The 17,455-nt window shown below is 55.7% G+C and carries 16 protein-coding genes and 2 pseudogenes; 12 read left to right on the top strand and 6 right to left on the bottom strand.

What is annotated here, in order from left to right:
* From ACP5E6_RS02505 to ACP5E6_RS02545, 9 genes are read left to right on the top strand one after another with little or no spacing between them, the layout of a single operon-like run.
* Positions 1 to 678, top strand: coding sequence for a hypothetical protein (locus ACP5E6_RS02505; RefSeq protein WP_427951226.1), 678 nt, complete (start codon positions 1 to 3; stop codon positions 676 to 678).
* Positions 657 to 1,985, top strand: coding sequence for a glycine-rich domain-containing protein (locus ACP5E6_RS02510; protein ID WP_427951228.1), 1,329 nt, complete (start codon positions 657 to 659; stop codon positions 1,983 to 1,985). The genes ACP5E6_RS02505 and ACP5E6_RS02510 overlap by 22 nt, the downstream gene beginning before the upstream one ends.
* Positions 1,986 to 2,000: 15 nt before the next feature.
* On the top strand, positions 2,001 to 2,492 hold the full coding sequence (locus ACP5E6_RS02515) for a hypothetical protein (RefSeq protein ID WP_427951230.1): 492 nt from the start codon (positions 2,001 to 2,003) through the stop codon (positions 2,490 to 2,492).
* A gap of 10 nt (positions 2,493 to 2,502) precedes the next feature.
* Positions 2,503 to 5,046, top strand: coding sequence for a right-handed parallel beta-helix repeat-containing protein (locus ACP5E6_RS02520; RefSeq protein WP_427951232.1), 2,544 nt, complete (start codon positions 2,503 to 2,505; stop codon positions 5,044 to 5,046).
* Between the two features lie 47 nt (positions 5,047 to 5,093).
* Complete coding sequence (locus ACP5E6_RS02525) at positions 5,094 to 6,986, top strand: collagen-like triple helix repeat-containing protein (protein ID WP_427951235.1); 1,893 nt, start codon at positions 5,094 to 5,096, stop codon at positions 6,984 to 6,986.
* Positions 6,987 to 6,988: 2 nt separating this feature from the next.
* Positions 6,989 to 9,133, top strand: coding sequence for a hypothetical protein (locus tag ACP5E6_RS02530; protein WP_427951237.1), 2,145 nt, complete (start codon positions 6,989 to 6,991; stop codon positions 9,131 to 9,133).
* Between the two features lie 4 nt (positions 9,134 to 9,137).
* On the top strand, positions 9,138 to 9,491 hold the full coding sequence (locus tag ACP5E6_RS02535) for a hypothetical protein (protein WP_427951239.1): 354 nt from the start codon (positions 9,138 to 9,140) through the stop codon (positions 9,489 to 9,491).
* A gap of 16 nt (positions 9,492 to 9,507) precedes the next feature.
* Complete coding sequence (locus ACP5E6_RS02540; protein WP_427951241.1) at positions 9,508 to 9,729, top strand: hypothetical protein; 222 nt, start codon at positions 9,508 to 9,510, stop codon at positions 9,727 to 9,729.
* A gap of 11 nt (positions 9,730 to 9,740) precedes the next feature.
* Positions 9,741 to 10,121, top strand: a complete 381-nt coding sequence (locus tag ACP5E6_RS02545; RefSeq protein WP_427951243.1) for a hypothetical protein — start codon at positions 9,741 to 9,743, stop codon at positions 10,119 to 10,121.
* A 246-nt stretch (positions 10,122 to 10,367) separates the two neighbouring features.
* Here the strand turns inward: ACP5E6_RS02545 and ACP5E6_RS02550 are convergent, their stop codons facing one another.
* From ACP5E6_RS02550 to ACP5E6_RS02565, 4 genes are read right to left on the bottom strand one after another with little or no spacing between them, the layout of a single operon-like run.
* The gene (locus ACP5E6_RS02550; protein WP_427951246.1) at positions 10,368 to 12,551 is read right to left on the bottom strand and encodes an RNA degradosome polyphosphate kinase; all 2,184 of its coding nucleotides are present in this window, start codon (positions 12,549 to 12,551) and stop codon (positions 10,368 to 10,370) included.
* 30 nt (positions 12,552 to 12,581) lie between these two features.
* Positions 12,582 to 13,334, bottom strand: coding sequence for a DNA replication protein (locus ACP5E6_RS02555; RefSeq protein WP_427951249.1), 753 nt, complete (start codon positions 13,332 to 13,334; stop codon positions 12,582 to 12,584).
* Complete coding sequence (locus ACP5E6_RS02560) at positions 13,327 to 14,421, bottom strand: AI-2E family transporter (protein ID WP_427951251.1); 1,095 nt, start codon at positions 14,419 to 14,421, stop codon at positions 13,327 to 13,329. The genes ACP5E6_RS02555 and ACP5E6_RS02560 overlap by 8 nt, the downstream gene beginning before the upstream one ends.
* The gene (locus ACP5E6_RS02565; RefSeq protein ID WP_427951254.1) at positions 14,418 to 15,065 is read right to left on the bottom strand and encodes a CDP-alcohol phosphatidyltransferase family protein; all 648 of its coding nucleotides are present in this window, start codon (positions 15,063 to 15,065) and stop codon (positions 14,418 to 14,420) included. Before ACP5E6_RS02565 ends, ACP5E6_RS02560 begins: the two co-directional genes overlap by 4 nt.
* A 79-nt stretch (positions 15,066 to 15,144) precedes the next feature.
* Between ACP5E6_RS02565 and purM the strand changes: the two genes are divergently transcribed.
* The 3 genes from purM (at position 15,145) to ACP5E6_RS02580 (ending at position 17,083) form a co-directional block, all read left to right on the top strand.
* Entirely contained in the window at positions 15,145 to 16,215 is a 1,071-nt protein-coding gene (gene purM / locus ACP5E6_RS02570; RefSeq protein WP_427951256.1) for a phosphoribosylformylglycinamidine cyclo-ligase, read from the top strand.
* Positions 16,212 to 16,832 (top strand): phosphoribosylglycinamide formyltransferase, encoded by a 621-nt coding sequence (gene purN / locus ACP5E6_RS02575; protein ID WP_427951259.1) that lies wholly within the window; start codon positions 16,212 to 16,214, stop codon positions 16,830 to 16,832. The genes purM and purN overlap by 4 nt, the downstream gene beginning before the upstream one ends.
* Before the next feature lie 89 nt (positions 16,833 to 16,921).
* Positions 16,922 to 17,083 carry a hypothetical protein gene (locus ACP5E6_RS02580; RefSeq protein ID WP_427951261.1) on the top strand — a complete coding sequence of 54 codons (162 nt, stop codon included), beginning with the start codon at positions 16,922 to 16,924 and terminating at the stop codon, positions 17,081 to 17,083.
* 22 nt (positions 17,084 to 17,105) lie between these two features.
* On the opposite strand, the pseudogene ACP5E6_RS02585 reads toward ACP5E6_RS02580, so the two are convergent.
* Both ACP5E6_RS02585 and ACP5E6_RS02590 read right to left on the bottom strand, forming a co-directional pair.
* A pseudogene (locus ACP5E6_RS02585) lies at positions 17,106 to 17,258 on the bottom strand (IS5/IS1182 family transposase); the annotation flags it as partial.
* A 15-nt stretch (positions 17,259 to 17,273) separates the two neighbouring features.
* Positions 17,274 to 17,408, bottom strand: a pseudogene (locus ACP5E6_RS02590) (IS1595 family transposase); the annotation flags it as partial.
* Positions 17,409 to 17,455 lie beyond the last annotated feature (47 nt).

Below are 17,455 nucleotides of genomic sequence, written 5' to 3' on the forward strand. Positions count from 1 at the left end.
ATGAGCGAATCCAAGACTAACAAAGGTAGCGCAAAAGACATGCTTGCGCGCCTTAAAGTGGTGTTGCCATCTGGCTGGTTTGCCGATGAAACGCCTGTGCTCGATATCGTGTTAGGCGGCGTTGCAACGTTATGGAGTACTTTATATTCGCTGATTGGCTTTGTTGCAACACAGACCCGTATTGCAACAGCAAATGGACCATTTTTGGATATTGCCGCGCAGGATTACTTCGGTAGCACTTTGATGAGACGAGCCGGCGAGACGGACGCCGCTTTCAGTGTTCGGATCCGTGCCAACCTATTGGCTCCACGCGCAACTCGATCCGCACTAATTTCGACGCTAACGGCTCAGACCGGACGGATACCAGCCGTCTTTGAGCCTTTTAATACCGGCGATACCGGTGGATACAACAGCGGCGCTTTGGGATATAATACTAGCGGCGGCTATGGAAACCTCTTATTGCCATATCAATGCTTTATTACGGCCTATCGACCGATTGTAGCCGGTTCTGGAAATGATGGTGGCTACAATACCGGCCCAGGTGGTTATGGTGTTTCACCGATGGCGTGGAGCGATCTCTCGAATGACCCAGGATTAATTACGGATTCAGAGATATACGCGTCCATCGTAGCCGTTTTACCTGTCAACGCAGTCGCATGGACGCGCCTATCCGACTAATTCTGTATGACTTTCGTAACGAGACTTCTGTTTCAATCAAGGGGTATTTCATGGATCGCACGATCGTCTATCCAGGTGCCATTCCGCTCGACACCGACATTCTTAATATCAATCGCAATGTTCTGATTGGAATCGGCGCCCTGAACGCCGCTGTATTCGGTACGGGGGTGGTTGCTGATGGGCTTGAATGCTCGCCGACCGTGCCACCTTCGTTGACCGTTAGTGTGGCTCCTGGCTCTATCACGCAATATGGATCTGTCGACCCCAATGCTTATGGCAGCTTGGCGGCTGATCTTTCGGAACAGACCGTCAAAACCGGCATTAATCTTGATCCGGTGACTTTCACGCTTGCGGCCCCGAGCAGTTCGGGTCAGTCGGTGAATTACCTCATTGAGGCAACGTTTTCTGAGACCGATACGTTGCCCGTAGTATTGCCTTATGTGAACGCTGCCAATCCGTCAGTGCCCTATTCGGGGCCGAATAATTCGGGTGGTGCCCAGAACACGATGCGAATTGAGCGGGTACAGCTTCAGGTAAAGCCAGGTGCGGCGGCGATGGCAGGGACGCAGCCGACTCCGGCGGTAGATGCCGGGTGGGTTGGCCTCTATGTCGTGACCGTCAATTATGGGCAAAGTGCGCTCACTGCGGCAGATATTACGACGCTTCCAACCGCCCCTTTTCTGAGCTTCAAACTCCCGCAATTGAGGCCGGGATTCTCGGCGATGCAGGTGTTTGAGCAGTCGGGTAGTTTCACGGTGCCCGCAGGCGTCACGCAAGTGAAGGTGCGTGCCATTGGCGGTGGCGGTGGCGCTGGCTACCACGCGACGTTGCCGGGTGCAGGTGGTGGCCAGGGTGGCATGGCTATGGATATCATAACGGGCCTAACTCCGGGGCAGGTAATTCCCGTGACTGTCGGTGCCGGTGGTATTTCACCTGCGTCACCGGGGAGCGGGGGAGGTGGCGGTACTTCTAGTTTTGGGACCTTTCTGTCTGCCTCAGGCGGGGGTGGTGGCCAGGGTGGCACTGCAACGTTGTTTGCGACCGCGGGTGGAGCCGGAGGGATTGGGCAGGGTGCACGAATCATTCAGGGTGGCGCCATGGGATCAGACGGGATCACTGTAGCTTGCCGGGGAGGTGATGGCGGCGGAGATGGCCGTGGCCGTGGCGGCAGTGGTCCGGTCGTGGGGTTTGCCGCGACCGGGTTCGGGGGCGGCGGAGGCGGGGGCGGGACCACGATTGGCGGAAGCAATCCCGTCGGCAGCCCAGGTGGACAGGGTGCACCTGGCCTCATTGTCGTTGCGTATTAGGGGACAGACAGAATCATGAGTGGATCGACAATACCAGCCAGTCATGTTTGGCAGGTCTCTTCGGCACGACTGATCGAGATCGAAGGCTTCATTCCGACACCACGAGGACTTGCTCTACTGCCGCCGCAGCCATTGTCTTGGCCGGAAAAGGACCCGGGCGACACGCTCGACTACGTCTTTGAAATCGCACCAGCTTTGACGGGCAACTCGGGCGATGCCATCGCCTCAATGACCGTCGCGATCTCCCCAAATAATCCGGGAGACCTCACATTAGCGTCTTCGGCTGCCGATGGTACCCGAGCGGTCCTGTGGCTGACCGCTGGGCAACCCGGGACCATCTACACAGTAACCATTGGAATTTCCACAATCTGCGGGCGGAGCTTAGCCCGGAGCATTGCTTTGCCGGTAGTGGCACTGGCATCAGTGCCAGCACCGCCGACCGCCATTACAACATTGGGTGGTATGCCACTGACCAGCCCATCCGGCCAGCCGATTACTGCGGATTGAAGAGGTATTCATGCCAACGATTGGACAGTTGCCGACCGCCGCTTCGGTCTCGGACAGCGATGAACTACCGGTATTCCAGAATGGCGCGACGGTTGCGGCAACGCGTGCGCAGATTCTGGCTGGAATGCAGCAGGCACTTGCATTGCCTCAAGGCAGTCTACTAGGTGGTGTGGGACCAGGTGTTGCCAGCCCCGTCGCGATCAGCATAGGCGCAAATCTGTCACTAAGCGGAACCACTTTGTCCGCCACAGCGGCGCCGTTTGAGATTGCGGCGCTTCCCGCCGGCACGACGCCGGCTTCCGATGATCTGGTGCCGATTGGTCAGGACAGTGCGAATACATCGCTACCTTATGCAGCCTTTATGCAGGGCATTTCGGCTGTTTCAGGAATCCAGGCTGGGGCGTTTCAGGCGATAGCAGCCGGCGCAAACACGCTGCGGACTCTGGATGCGATTGCCGCGAACGCCGTTGCGATCGAGGATTTTGGTGCTGCCGGAGACGGAATTACAAATGATGCCGGAGCGTTGATTGCTGCGTTGGCCTCTGGAAATCCGGTAAGATTGGGACCGAAGACATATCGCATTGACGGTGAATGCGACATCGGGGGAGCGTGCTCTGTGCTCATCGGTGTGCCCGGCAGTACAGTGCTGACGCGGGGCGCGCAAAGTCAAACGGGCAGTTCGGCCAATCCTGCGTGGATCAGCGTGAGTGCCACGCAGTTTTTTGCCGATGGAATCGTATTCGATGCCAACAGGTCGATCACGGCCGACACGTGGGGGGTGGTGGTGCAGTCGTCCTGCACAAATGCCAATATCACGCGTTCACTGTTTCGTAATGCAATGGGATCAATCTATGGCTGGGGGCTCGCGATCGCCCCGAGCGACCCGACACTAACACGTCACCATATTCATGACTGCGAATTCACGGCCAATGCCGTTGATGGTATGTGGGTTGCGGCGTGTGATTCGGTGGCAGTGACGGACTGCCGAGCGCATGATAACGCGCGCAACGGAATCTATGTTGATAGCCAGGATCCCACGTTCGTTCTGAAAATACGGGATATCCAGGTAGTCGGAAATACGTGTTGGAACAATCAGACCGGCATTTCGATCGGAAATTTTAACGCGACCAACACAGAGCCAGGCGTGTATGGCAATGCCAATCCCGATGTTCTTGGCGGATTGGTTGCGAATAACTGCACATTTAATAACACGAGTTATGGCATTTCAATTTCAGGTCGCAATATTTTAGTATGCGGCAACCTGATTGTAAATAATGGACCGGCTGGCGGTGGAATGTTGGCAAACACGGGATACTGCCGGATTGCAGATAACATGATAACGGGAGCGGGTGGGTTTGGTATTGATGCGGGCGGTTCAATTTATGTCGATATAACTGGAAATTATATTGATGGTCCAACGATTGGGGTCGGGATTGGTGGCTCACAGAATTGTACCGTGCGGGGAAATTACATTCAGGATTGTACGACCGGGATTATGGCGTTGAATGTAGAGTCCGACGGACGAGGCAATAATTTTGGCATCAGCTGTAATAATCTGTCGATCATAGGCAATTATGTAGGCTATGGTGCCGGAGGATCGGGGATTGTTCTCCGGGATGCGCCGCAGCTTGTAGTCATCACTGACAACGTCGTGTCGTCGGGTACCGCAGGTAACCCGCTGAGTGCGCTAATTCCCTACACTGACTCAATGATCGTGAAGGGTAATACGATAAATTATGCCGAATCCATCTCCGTGAACCCGATTGTTGCAAGTGGCATTAATACAATCATATTTCCTGATCTGATTGATAGGGTTGTTGTTTCACAAAGCACAGGTTTGGTACAGAGTGTCAAGAGCGCTACGGCCCAGAGTGTCGCAGGACAGATTACATTCATTAAAGTAACTAATGGTGGGACGAATTACACAAGCGCTACTATTTCTATTACGGGTACGGGTAGTGGTGCAACCGCACAAGTTTGGATCGCTGGTGGCGCCGTGATTGGCGTGGCGATTAACGATCCGGGTAGTGGGTATGGGCCAGGTACCGTCGCGGTGATTAGTGGTAATGGGACGGGCGCAACTGTCGTTGTCCAGGTTGGGCTGCCCGTAGTGCAGGGACGGCGGTTGACCGTTCATTGCCTCGCACCGGTTGGCTTTGCTGCGGCGGGCAGCGCGCCGCCTCAGGAAAACTGGACCGACGCGCCAATTACCGTGCCCACCGGTGCCTCGATCGAGTGGGAAGGTGAGAGTGGTGCGTGGCAGGCCGTGCGGTTTATGCAGTCTGATTATGTTTCGCCGGACGGTGACGGCAGCGTGACATTCCAGAGCCAGAGCGGGGACGTTAAACTGTGTCCGGCCAGCGGGGGCGGTGTGCGTCTTATTTCTGCTCTTGAACCAACGGGTTGCGTCTCATTGATCGGACGTGGATCGCCACTCGGTGCCGTGACGGCTACTCCGGGTTCGAGTTATCGAAACCTCAATGGTGGTGTTGGCGCGACATATTGGGTCAAACAAACCGCGACGGACGCGACGGGTTGGGTAGCGGTTGCCTAACAGGCCGCTGTAGCCGCCACTAAACCGGTCAATAAGGATAATATAACATGACGACGATTCCCCAGCTTCCACCGGTTACAACCGTGGGACCAGCCGATCTCGTTCCGCTTTCGCAGGGCGGTTCGCTGTATGCCGCTTCGATCGAGCAAATCACTTCTGGCTTGCAGACCGAGATTGTTCTTCCGACGGGCGAGTTGCTGGGTCGGGCTAGTGTGGGGGCGGGCGAACCGGAAGCACTCTCTCTGGGCGCAGGGTTGGGACTCGCCACCACGACACTCTCGGCAACCGGGATCGATCATCTTGGCTTCACTCTGCTCGAAAGTTTCTCGACTTCCGACGAAGTGATCGTGAATGCCAGCGGCACCCCGTCGCGTCTGCCGGTTGCGGCAATTCGGGAGTTGTTTGCGGCAGGCACCGGAATCGCGATAGATCCAAACGGGACGCTCAGTGTGACGGTCGGTGCGATCGCAGGGCCGATCGGCCCCCAAGGACCACAAGGATCGCCCGGCCCGCAGGGCATCGCGGGTCCTGCGGGACCGGAGGGGGCGGGACTCCTGGCCCCGGGGGTTGCCAACGCGGCCAGTACCATCGCAGGCACTGATTATGTCGCAATTTGGCAGAACGGTGCGAATGCCTGGATAACCTATCAGCAGTTGATCGGTGGTCAGACGATTGATCAATTGCCGGCAGCGGGGCCGGCCTCAGACTCTGATCAGCTACTGGTCGCTCAGGGTGGCACATCCTTGTCAAGTCAGAGTTTTGCGGCAATCTGGACTTATGTTGCCCAGAAAATTCCGTCGATGCGTACAAATGTAGTAGAGTTAATTACGAACACCGTATTAGATGCCACTAACCATAATGAAAGTCTTCTAGTGGCGAGTCAACCCCTGACCTTGTCTGCCAATTTTACCAATATGGGGAGTGGATTTAATTGCCGATTGATTAATTTATCGGCAGGTGTTGTTACCATGGGAACCGGGATCACTTCGGGGACGGGTGGTAGGTCATTGCCACCAGGTGCAGCGACCGAGATTGTCGGATTGACCTATTCGGGCGGCTCGATCGTCTGGTGGAGCGGCGTTGCGCCGTCGTCACCCACGATCACGGTCAATGCGATTGCAGCACCGGCACCGAACGCCGCCTTTTTGGTAACTGGCGGGTTGTTTGATGAGGTGCCGACCGCTCTTGATTATTCAACCAATGGAACGACCTGGGTTGCCGCGTCAACACCAGTGATAGGTGCAAGTGGATATAGCTTCCAGGTACCCGGATTGCCTGCAGGAACATATTCCATTATGGTGCGTGATCATAGCGATATTGCTGTATTTGGGACGAGTCCGCCATTCATTGTCGCAGCGGCATCAATCAGCATCGTGACCGTGACTGCGGCGGTTACATCCGGTGGAACAATTTCTGTGAGTGGGATGGTTGCTCCAAGCGGTGCGTCTGTTCAGGTCGGTTTGTCGACTAGTACGACGACATCACCAACAAGTTTCGTGACAGCAAGCGTCAACGGGACCAACTGGACTGTGTCATTGACGGCCGGTTCGGCGGCCGGAACGTTCTATGTCTGGGCCCGACAGAGCAATGATCTCACGATTCAGGCGATTTCAACCGGAATAACGGTTACCGCGAGTGCGCCGACAGTTTCCTACACGATCAATAAGCCATCGACGGTTAGCGTCGTCGCTGGTTCCGGTACGATCGCGCTCAATGGTGGAATCAATCCACCACAGACGACAGCCGCACAGATTGCATTTTCAACCAGCAATACAACTCCTCCGACGGCCGGTTGGCAGGTGGTTTCGATAATCGATAATAATGCTGTTTGGGCTGCATATGCCACGATACCGTCGACACCGGGGACCTATTACGTGTGGGTTGAGACGACCAGCGGCGCCGCGGCGATCGCTTCATCGTTCTCGATTACGGTGACGTGAGAATGGCAGTCATGGCCGTTGCGAGCGGAGCCCCCTTGACAAATCCGGGCGGGCCGATTTTGTCACAAGCGATCAGCATGGGCGCATCGAGCGTGCCCGCTTCCGCTACATTTTCCGGACCCTACCCATCGGCCATCAGCGGGCTCTCAGGCTGGTGGGACGCCGGGACTCTGGGTTCCGTTTTGGATTTGAATGGGAATGTTCTTAGCTCATTTAACAGTACGGTGGGCTCGCTTGCGGACAAGTCAGGAAACAATGCGCCGCTTCTGCCGTTTCATTTTATCGCGGACACGACCCCCAATCCAACACTCGCCGTGCCGCGGGTAAACGGATTTTTGGGGGGGGTCGGGAGCCCGGATCCGAAGATTGCTCAATACGGACCAAGCTTAGATCCCGACTGGGGATTGTCGCTCGCTGATTTCGACGTGGGAAGCGGACAAGCCTGGACGTTTTATTTGGTCTGGACAAGGCCGAATTGGCGGCAGGGAACAATTCAGGTTAACAATAATCCGACACCGCTGCTTCACTCGATGGCGGCGGGGACGACTGTTATTCAAGCGGCGGGACCAGCGGGCGGTGGGTTGGTGTTGTTTCCCGGTACGCCTCAAAGCGTCGCAATCACAGCAACGTTGGCGCGGCGTCACACCCATGCTCTGATCCTCCGAAACACACCTGGCGTCGGAATCGACGTGTGGCTCGATGGTGTCGCAGTGGTGACGGCTGCCATCAATCCGTTACCTGCGACTATGCCGGGGCAGATTTTGCTGTTCCATGATAATACAGTGCAGGGCTCGGCGCAGTGTTGGTTTCATGAGGCGGCATGTTGGACTCACGCGCTGGATGCGGCTGCGATTGCGACTTTGAACGCCTGCGAAGGACGGTGGGTGCTCGGCGCGCGCCGTGGTGTGAACTTGCTTGTCATGGGCCAGTCGAATGCGGAGTGGTTTGTCCAGGCCGGTGCGCCACTGGCACTTGCGCAGGGCGTAGCGTGGTACCTTGGCGCCGCAGCATGGGCATCGACATCCATGCCCTCCGGCAACTACAACAGTCCAGCGCGTTATTCGATGGTCTCGGGACATCCGATCTCCAACTCGTCGCCACCGTTATTTCCACCGGGTTTGGCTAACGGTACGTTTCTTGCCAATCCAGGAGACGGTTCATCGCCAACGACGTGGGCACTGGGACCAGATGGTCAAGCATTGACAGCATATCTGACTGGGGCACAAGCGCTCGTTTCGTCGATCGATGAAGGCGATATTGCGTTTCTACTGTGGCCGTGGTCCGAACAGGACAGTACAATGCCCTATACAAATAAAACGTTGTATAAGGGAAGCGTGTCTCGGCTAGCAAGTTTGACGCGCGCATTATTCGGCCGTTCCGCAGATCAGATGCCACTGTTGATGTGGAGTGCTATTCCTTACGAAACCAATAGCGGTGTGCAGATGGTGCGTGAGAGTGTCCTTGATCTTTCACTTGACCCTACGCAGGGCATTTTTATTTTCGCTCCTCAAACTGCCGATTCCAACCCACTCAATTCAAGCTGGAATCCTGTAACAGGCTTGTTCTCGGGAGGTGACCCCGAGCACCGAGATCAACCCGATCTGTTGCGCTACGGGCGTCTTGGATCGCACATGGCGGGGCGGGTCGCGTTGACGCTGGGTTTGTCTGACACGATCCCGGCAAGCGACGTTCCTATGGTCGGGTTGCCGAAAAATGGTGGGCCGAGTATTATTCATGCTTATCAGTCGGCACCCACCGAAATAATTCTCACAATTCAGCATGATGCAGGAAACGATTTGATTGTTCCGCTACAAGCGGCCAATGGTGCGGGTTTTGCCGTCATGGATGGAGGTTCAGTCGCGAACCCCGGTGTGATTATTACAGCGACAGCGGCGCTACGCGTCGATTCCACCCATATTGCCGTTACCTTGGCACAAGTACCGGTAAATCCAGCGGATCAATGCTTGTTTTATTATCCTTATGGAAGCACACAGATTGGTAGAGGTGATGCCGTGACGGACAACTTGACGACAATAGTACCTCCGGCGGGTTGGTCCATGGCAAACGACCTCGGCGCCGCTTTTGCCATCAACATGCCGCTTCAGGCGACTGCCTATGGCCTGACGCTGGCAACGACGCCGGCATAATTTGATGGCAGAGGATGCAATTTCGCTCTTGCGCGATGCGATGGCCGATTTGCGTTCCGAGCTCTCTCTTCTTCAGACTGAGGTTGCTTCGGCGCGTCGTGATATCGCAGCCATCGAGGCACGGCACATGGCACTGGAGACGTGGCGCAGCCGGTTTGAGATGCAGGTCGCGACAGCGCAGGATCGATTTGTTGGGAAGAGCGACGAACTCGTAAAGGAGTTGTCACGATTCCATGCGGATTTGGCGCAATTTCGCGGCGAACAATCTGGTGGCCAGCGAGTAACCATGATTGTCGTTGGACTGTTGTCGGCAGTGATTGGAAGCGTTTCAGCCCATTTCTTACACGAAATGCATTGAAAGACGTGGTGTCGACATGAAGCGATTTTTTTTTGAGCTCGTATCGGATGCGAATGGCCGCTCAGACGAGATGGCCGTATTGTCAATTATCGGGGTCTTAACATTTATTGGGCTGGAGTTGTTTACTGTTCTGGTGCGCCATCAACAGTTTGAACCTGAGCGCTTCGGGATGGGACTTGGTTCCGCGATTGCGGCCGGAGCCATTGGGATGGGTTTAAGTTCGCGGTTTGGAGGTTGATGATGCCAGCAATGCTGATTCCGTATATTATCCGATTCCTGCCTTGGATTTTGGCAGGATTGTTTGTTGTGGGAGGCGTTATCTATATTCGGCATCTGCAAGATGAGTTGACGATCGCTCACCAAGATGTTGCCGTTGCTGAGGGCACAATCAATCAACTCAGGGCAACCAACCAGCAAAATCTCGTTATGCTGAAACGCCTTCAGGCTGAAAACGAGGCATGGCAATCAACGCTGACAACTACAATTGCATCGGATAATAAGATCACTCATTTCACCGACGGGCTATTGGCCACGATCTCAGCAACGCCCACGACCGAAAATGCACCCGTAGCACCTGTGCTGTCCGCCACCTTGGCGGCGATCGCCAAAGAACAGGGAATCGCACCATGATCAGGGTCTCTGTACTCTGTTGTCTTCTTGCCGGATGCGCGGCGGTGCCACCGGTAACAATCACGAAGCTCAAAATGGTTCAACCAAATATCCCCGATGCGCTACTCACATGTCCTTCAAGTCCGGCTGTACCCGTGGCAATCCAGCAATCCCAAGTAGCCGACTATGTGGCGGTTTTATGGCGGGCCCACGCCATTTGCTATGATCACCTGACGGCGGTCCGTCATGCCCTGCAGCAGCCTACTGTCACTCATTGATCAGGAAGGTCTTACGATAGCGGTTGCGTTCACGCTGCTGCCGATTGATGGGGTTTCGCAGCGAAGATCCTCGACCCGAGAGTGATGGATTTGTCATGAAGTATTCGTGGGCTGAAACTGGATGTTTACCCTGGGGAATTTTTGACCAGTGTCCGTCGGCACCGAGGCTCCAAGAATCGACATCATCACGTAGATTGACGGCCATGATCTGGTCAAGCACCTGAGCATGGACGGTGGGATTGTGGATGGGAACCAGGGTTTCGACGCGCCAGTCCATGTTGCGTGTCATCCAGTCAGCGCTTGAGATAAACACCTTGTTGTCACGATCTGGCATCTCGGCACCGTTGGCAAAAACCGCGATCCGCGCGTGTTCCAGAAAGCGGCCGATGATAGATTTGACCTGAATCCGCTCGGACAAACCGGGCACACCCGGCCGCAGACAGCAAATACCGCGGACGACGCATATAATCTGGACCCCCGCTGTTGAAGCACGGTAGAGATGATCAATCAGCCGTTCATCCACCAGTGAGTTGAGTTTGAGCCAAATGCCTGACGGCCTCTTCGAACGCGCAGCATCAATTTCCGAGTCAATGAGGCTCTCGAAAGTTCTGCGCATGGTGATTGGACTGAAAACTAATTGATCCATATGCTCCGGTCTAGCGTAACCGGTCATATAATTGAATAAGCGGGCGGCGTCACGTGTCAGTTCGGGATCACAGGTAAAAAATGATAGATCAGTATAGATACGGGCAGTGATTGGGTGATAGTTCCCGGTACCGAAATGAGCATAGGCACGCATCGCCGAGCCTTCGCGCCGCACGACCAAAGACAATTTGGCGTGCGTCTTCAAACCCAGAAATCCATAGACGACCTGTACGCCTGCGGCCTCCAGGGTGCGGGCGAGGCGGATGTTTGCCTCTTCATCGAAGCGAGCCCGTAATTCCACCATCGCTGTAACACTTTTACCGGATTCGGCTGCTTCGATCAGCGCGCCTACAATCGGGGAATCGCGGCTCGTTCGGTATACGGTCTGCTTGATCGCAACAACGTTGGGATCGCCAGCAGCTTGGCGCAGAAATTGAACCACCACGTCAAAACTTTCGAATGGATGGTGGACAATAATATCTTTGTTGCGAATGGCGGCGAAGCAGTCACCGCCAAAATCGCGAATCCTTTCGGGAAATCGTGGTGTGTAACCGGGAAACAATAAATCAGGTCGGTCATCGACGATCATCTCCTTGAGATCGACCAGCCCTAGCATCCCTGATTCACTGAATAATTCATCTTCTGGTGCTTCGACCTCGTCGACCACCAGTGTTCGCAGGTCCTCAGGCATATCTGCCGCTAAAGTGAGCTGAATCGCAACGCCGCGCCGCCGCCGTTTCAGAGCGGTTTCATAGGACTGTACCAGATCCTCCGCCTCTTCCTCGAATTCAACGTCGGTATCGCGCGAGACCCTGAACAGTCCAGAGCCAGCAAGGCGGAAGCCATGGAATAAGCGATCGAGAAATAGTTTGACCAAATCTTCTAGCATGACGAAGCGAATCAACGCTGGTGACGCATTCGGCAATCGGATAAATCGCTTGATCTGTGCTGGAAGCGGGATTAGCGCCCGCATCACCCCGGCGTCCTCATCACGGATCAGTTTAAGTGCAAGTACCAATCCCATATTTTGTACAAATGGAAACGGATGGGCGGGATCGATTGCCAGCGGGGTCAGGACAGGGAACACCCGTTCCATGAAGTAAGCGTCGAGGTATCTACGGTCGTCGGCATTCAGATCTGTGGTGGTGACAATGGTAAGACCAACGTCGGCAAGGTCTCTGCGTAATTCTGTCAGCACACGCTGCTGCGCCTCCATGAGACCGCGAGCGCAACGATTGACCTCTGCCAGTTGCTGGCTTGGGGTGTGGCCGTCGGACGAATGGAGAACCAAACCGGCCCGAACCTGACCGATCAGACCTGCAACTCGAACGGAATAGAATTCGTCGAGATTAGAAGCGCTAATCGATACAAAACGCAACCGCTCCAGCAGAGGATATCGTGGATTTTCGGCAGCTTCGACAACCCGGAGATTGAAATCAAGCCACGATAGTTCGCGATTGATGAAGCGGGCGGGATCGTTCATGCGAATTTTCACCCCTTCCGCGTCGACAAGTGTGCTATGGTCCATAAATCATTATTGGCATGAATTTTTGCGCGACTAAAGCAAGGACGGTGTTTCGGAATCATAAAATCTGTCACGATTCCCCTTAATGTCGGTCTCGTGTTCGGTCTCGGGCGGATCGGCGAGCTCACCAAGCAGGCGCATGGCGATGCGTCGAGACGGTGCTGTGCCCAAGGCAAGGGCGTAACGATCGAGCCGAGCGATTGCCTCACGCAACACGGATGGACGGCGCGGCAGCCGGTTGAGCAGGAAGTGATGTAGCGAGAGCGGTAAGGAGAGTTGTCTCGTTGCCGCTAGGTGGAACAATAGAGTGTCGAGCAAGTCCGTCTCGGGGGGGTCGATCTGGATTGTCAGGCTCGCGCGCAAGCGACTTCTCAGATCCGGCAGTTCGATTACCATCCGCGCCGGTGCCGTTCGGCTGGTCATCAACACGAACTGTTGAGTGGCTGTGGCCCGTTCCAATGTGGCAAATAACGCGACCGGTGCAGCCGTAGTATCGATATCTTCAATTAAAATCGCGGCACTTTGAGCAGAGATCGGCTCTCTCAATCGAGCTGCGTCAATGACCACGGCATCATGAAGCTTTGCCCAGATGTGAGCCAAATGGCTCTTGCCGCACCCCGCCTCGCCCCAGAGCACAAGTCTGGCGTTCACCCAAGTGTCCAACGCGGCGAGGGCTAACCTTGCGGCACGATTCGAGTCGGCCTCAATAAAATCGCCAGCACCAAAATGGACGGGTTCGTCAAACGGCAGAGCGAGTTGTCGCGCGCATGTCAAATCCTCAGACACCGGATTTTGGCGGGTCCAAATAGAGTGAACTTTGTAAATAGTGGTGCAACCAGAACCGCGCGAGGACGCCAAGTGTGGCGGTCACCGGCACGGCAAGCATGACGCCGAGAAAGCCAAACGTCTCAGCACCGGCAAATAGAGCGAAAATAACCCAAACCGCAGATAATCCCAGCCGGTCGCCCAGGAACCTTGGCGCAACGACATAGTCGTTGAGCAACTGGCCGGCCACAAAGATCACGGCGATGATGATGACGTGGTCGATCCGGCTGAACTGGCCAAGCGCAAGCACGATCGATGATATGGCGCCGACGATAGTTCCCACATATGGAATAAATGACAGCAATCCCGCAGTTAACCCGATCACCAGACCGAGATTGAGGCCTGCAATGCTCAGCGATGTCGCGTAGAAAACGGCCAGAAAGAGACAGCAGATCGCTTGGCCGCGTAACCAAGCATTCAGAATGCGGCTAATTTCCAGGGATAAATTGCGGATCACGCTCTCCTGCGATCGGGGTAGCCAGGAATCGATGCGGGCAATCACGAATGGCCAATCACGCAGGAAATAGAAGGCTACGATCGGGGTGATGATCAGTAGGGTCAGGATATTGATTAGAACGAAACCGGTACCCACCACGCGGCGCGCTGCCGAACCTGCAAACCCCATGATCGTACCGGCTTCGTTGCTGACCAGCGACTGAAGCTTGGTGGAGACGAAGCCTTGGCCGAACCGTTTCTGGATATTACTGATTTCGTGCGTCGCGAAGCTCTGCAACCCTGCAATCATATCCGGCAACTGCTGACTAAGTAGGCTGATTTGCGCGGTAATTAGCGGGTATAAAAGCAGAACGCATAATGCGACACCGGCAATCAATGCTAACAGCATGATGGCGGTTCCCAGCGAGCGTGGTATTCGCAGACGTGAAAGCGCGGAAACTGCAGGGTCAAGAAAATAGGCGATGCCGGCTGCGGCAACGAATGGCAGCAAAATCGATGAAAATAGCCGCAGGAACAGGATAACGAGCACAATGGCGGCTCCGATGGCCATAATCCGCTGCCAACGCAAGCCGTTTCCAAACTGTCCGCTCATACCAGTCTTGTGCCGCGCATTACGTAAGCCCCCCCTGAGATCAACGTCGTCAATGCGACCAGACCTATCAAAATGGTCTGGACGTATGGCGGATGCATGGCAAATCCAGCTTCTGCAAGAGCCTCACCCACAAGACTGATCTGGGCGACCGTGTTAATTTTTGACACAATCAACGGTGTGAAGACTACTGTCCGCCCGATCACCCGCAGCAGTCCAATTCCGCCCAGGATGATCGCATCCCGAAACACCACCAATATCGCGAGCCACAGCGGTAGCAACCCCACCGCGGCGAGTGTGATGAACATCGACGTCAGGAGCAGTTTGTCCGCCAAGGGGTCGAGCAGGGTTCCCAAGGCCGACGGACCCTGTCGCCTCGCGAGCCAACCGTCGAGCGCATCGGTGAGACCGGCCGCAATGAACAGCACCGTCGCTATCGCGCACGCGCCGCGCAGCACCAGCCAGATCGCAACAGGTACCGCGCAGATCCGCCCGAAGGTCATAACATTGGCAATGGTGACGACATCGTTGGAGGGAGCCGCCACCAGTCTCTGACCGTTCAATCCGTCGGGCACACGACACCTGGCCGGTTGCGCTGCCGCATAGGTTGTGGTGATAACCGCGCCGAGTGTCGGCCGCGCTGCCATCCGATTGCTGGCGTCCCATTGCCAGTAACATTTGTACGCCGGTCATTCATGAATGATGAATAGCGCATCGGAGGCGTGCATGGCCAGCAGTGACGGCGGGAACAATGTTACTTATCGGGAGTCCGGTGTCGACATCGAAGCGGGAGAACGGTTGGTCACAATAATCAAACCCCTGGCTAAGACCACCAACCGTGCCGGCGTCATCGGCTCCATCGGCGGTTTTGGCGCGCTGTTCGATCTGCGGGAGGCAGGCTATTCTGATCCGGTTCTGGTTGCCACCACAGATGGCGTCGGTACCAAATTGCGGCTTGCGCTCGACACCGGACTCCATGACACCGTCGGGATTGATCTAGTGGCGATGTGCGTCAACGATCTGGTCGTTCAAGGGGCAGAACCGTTGTTCTTTTTGGACTATTTCGCAACCGGAAATCTCAATCTTTCAATCGCACAACAGGTCATCGCCGGCATCGCCGAAGGGTGCCGGCAGGTCGGGTGTGCCTTGACCGGCGGCGAAACGGCTGAGATGCCCGGCATGTACAGTAAGGGTGATTACGATCTCGCGGGCTTTGCGGTTGGTGCCGCTGAGCGCGGCACGTTGCTTCCAGATGGAGTTGCGCCCGGTGACATTCTGCTCGGACTGCCCAGCTCGGGTGTTCACTCCAACGGGTTTTCGCTCGTACGCCGTATCATTGAAACTGCCGGCATCCCGCTCGGTCAATCCGCACCCTTTGCCCCGGATCAAACTCTTGGCGCCGCGCTGATGACGCCGACAGCGCTTTACGTCCGCCCGGTTCTCTCACTGACGCGTGCAGGATTACTGCGTGCTGCGGCCCATATCACCGGCGGTGGCCTGCCCGGTAATCTGCCTCGCGTTCTCCCCGAATCCTGTGCTGCCATCCTCGATAGGCCATGGCCTATTCCGCCAGTGTTTCGATGGCTTGCACAGACCGGAGGTGTTGGGGCGGCCGAAATGCTGCGTGTATTCAACTGTGGCATCGGCATGGTTCTGGTCGTTCGTGAGTCCGATCACGCAGCCGCCCTCGCTTGCCTCGCGGCCGAGGGCGTCGTCCCCATGCTCCTTGGTCGAATCGTCGCGACTGAGGGACCGTCTGCCGTTAACATCGCTGACCCCAGCGCCTTGTTCGTATGAAACCGCGTGTCGGCATTCTAATTTCGGGTCGGGGATCGAACATGCAGGCATTAATTCGTGCTGCGGCCCGACCCGATTTCCCGGCTGAAATCGGACTCGTATTGTCGAATCGCGCTGCCGCGGAAGGTCTCGTGACCGCCGCCCAACTCGGTGTAACGGCGCAGATAGTTCCCAGCCGCAATTTCCCCACTGATCGCATGGCCCATGAAGCGCAGATGCATCAAGCGCTTACCGACGCCGGATGCACGATCGTTTGCTTGGCCGGATACATGCGTTTACTGACCCCTTATTTCGTGCAGCTATGGTCGGGGCGAATGCTGAATATCCACCCTTCGCTGCTGCCGGCATTTCCTGGTCTTGATACCCACGCCCGTGCACTATCGGCCGGCTCGAAAATCCACGGGTGCACGGTCCATGTGGTGACGGAGGTTATGGATGAAGGGCCAATTCTGGTGCAGGCCGCCGTCCCGGTCATGCCTACTGATACGGTGGAAACCCTGAGTGCCCGAGTCCTTGAACAGGAGCATATCATCTATCCGATGGCGCTCGCCCATCATCTCGGACGTTCCCCAGTTGCCGCATCGTTCGATCGCGCACTTGTCAGCCCTTGCGCTTGAGGCTCATACGAAATATCCATTGAATCTGTCACGAATTCGTGTGACACGACGGGGTGAGATTACGATTCGAAGGGGTCAAGGCGGTAATGATGGCTGATACTGAAACACCGAACAATCTCCCGATCGGTCTGGAGCAGCTCGAACAAGGTAGCCAATCCGGCTGGAACGGTTTTACCCGATTTATAGTTATTACCGTTATCAGTCTCGTGGTGATTTTGCTTCTCATTGCGGCATTCACCGTCTGGAGCTAGAGGTTTGAGCTTGGACTGTAGGTCACCAACTCATAAATCGTATCCAAATTCGGGCTGATGCGAGTTTGACGAGAGCCAGGTAGTTGGCGTCATGTTTCTCGAAGCGGGTTCCTATGGCTCTGAAATTTTTGATTTTGTTGAAGAACCGCTCGACGAGATTGCGCTTCCGGTAAAGCCTTCCTGCGTACCCATAAGTCTCAGCCAATTTGAGCAAGCGATACGGCATCGGTGGCGCCTGCACGATGGCGTATCCGAGTCGTGGGATCATGCTGGCGAGATCGTATCGGCGGTTGAAGCGGTACTCGAATTCGGCGAGGTGCGGCGGCTCCGATTTTTTGGACAGGTGTTTAAGCTAAGGCTGACCGGTCGAGA

The organism is Acidiphilium sp., assembly GCF_049977125.1.
Lineage (GTDB): Bacteria > Pseudomonadota > Alphaproteobacteria > Acetobacterales > Acetobacteraceae > Acidiphilium.

Coding starts and splice junctions, on each gene's coding strand:
- ACP5E6_RS02505 (WP_427951226.1), top strand. CDS start 1: ATGAGCGAATCCAAGACTAACAAAGGTAGCGCAAAAGACATGCTTGCG.
- ACP5E6_RS02510 (WP_427951228.1), top strand. CDS start 657: ATGGACGCGCCTATCCGACTAATTCTGTATGACTTTCGTAACGAGACT.
- ACP5E6_RS02515 (WP_427951230.1), top strand. CDS start 2,001: ATGAGTGGATCGACAATACCAGCCAGTCATGTTTGGCAGGTCTCTTCG.
- ACP5E6_RS02520 (WP_427951232.1), top strand. CDS start 2,503: ATGCCAACGATTGGACAGTTGCCGACCGCCGCTTCGGTCTCGGACAGC.
- ACP5E6_RS02525 (WP_427951235.1), top strand. CDS start 5,094: ATGACGACGATTCCCCAGCTTCCACCGGTTACAACCGTGGGACCAGCC.
- ACP5E6_RS02530 (WP_427951237.1), top strand. CDS start 6,989: ATGGCAGTCATGGCCGTTGCGAGCGGAGCCCCCTTGACAAATCCGGGC.
- ACP5E6_RS02535 (WP_427951239.1), top strand. CDS start 9,138: ATGGCAGAGGATGCAATTTCGCTCTTGCGCGATGCGATGGCCGATTTG.
- ACP5E6_RS02540 (WP_427951241.1), top strand. CDS start 9,508: ATGAAGCGATTTTTTTTTGAGCTCGTATCGGATGCGAATGGCCGCTCA.
- ACP5E6_RS02545 (WP_427951243.1), top strand. CDS start 9,741: ATGCTGATTCCGTATATTATCCGATTCCTGCCTTGGATTTTGGCAGGA.
- ACP5E6_RS02550 (WP_427951246.1), bottom strand. CDS start 12,551: ATGGACCATAGCACACTTGTCGACGCGGAAGGGGTGAAAATTCGCATG.
- ACP5E6_RS02560 (WP_427951251.1), bottom strand. CDS start 14,421: ATGAGCGGACAGTTTGGAAACGGCTTGCGTTGGCAGCGGATTATGGCC.
- ACP5E6_RS02565 (WP_427951254.1), bottom strand. CDS start 15,065: ATGGCAGCGCGGCCGACACTCGGCGCGGTTATCACCACAACCTATGCG.
- purM (WP_427951256.1), top strand. CDS start 15,145: ATGGCCAGCAGTGACGGCGGGAACAATGTTACTTATCGGGAGTCCGGT.
- purN (WP_427951259.1), top strand. CDS start 16,212: ATGAAACCGCGTGTCGGCATTCTAATTTCGGGTCGGGGATCGAACATG.
- ACP5E6_RS02580 (WP_427951261.1), top strand. CDS start 16,922: ATGGCTGATACTGAAACACCGAACAATCTCCCGATCGGTCTGGAGCAG.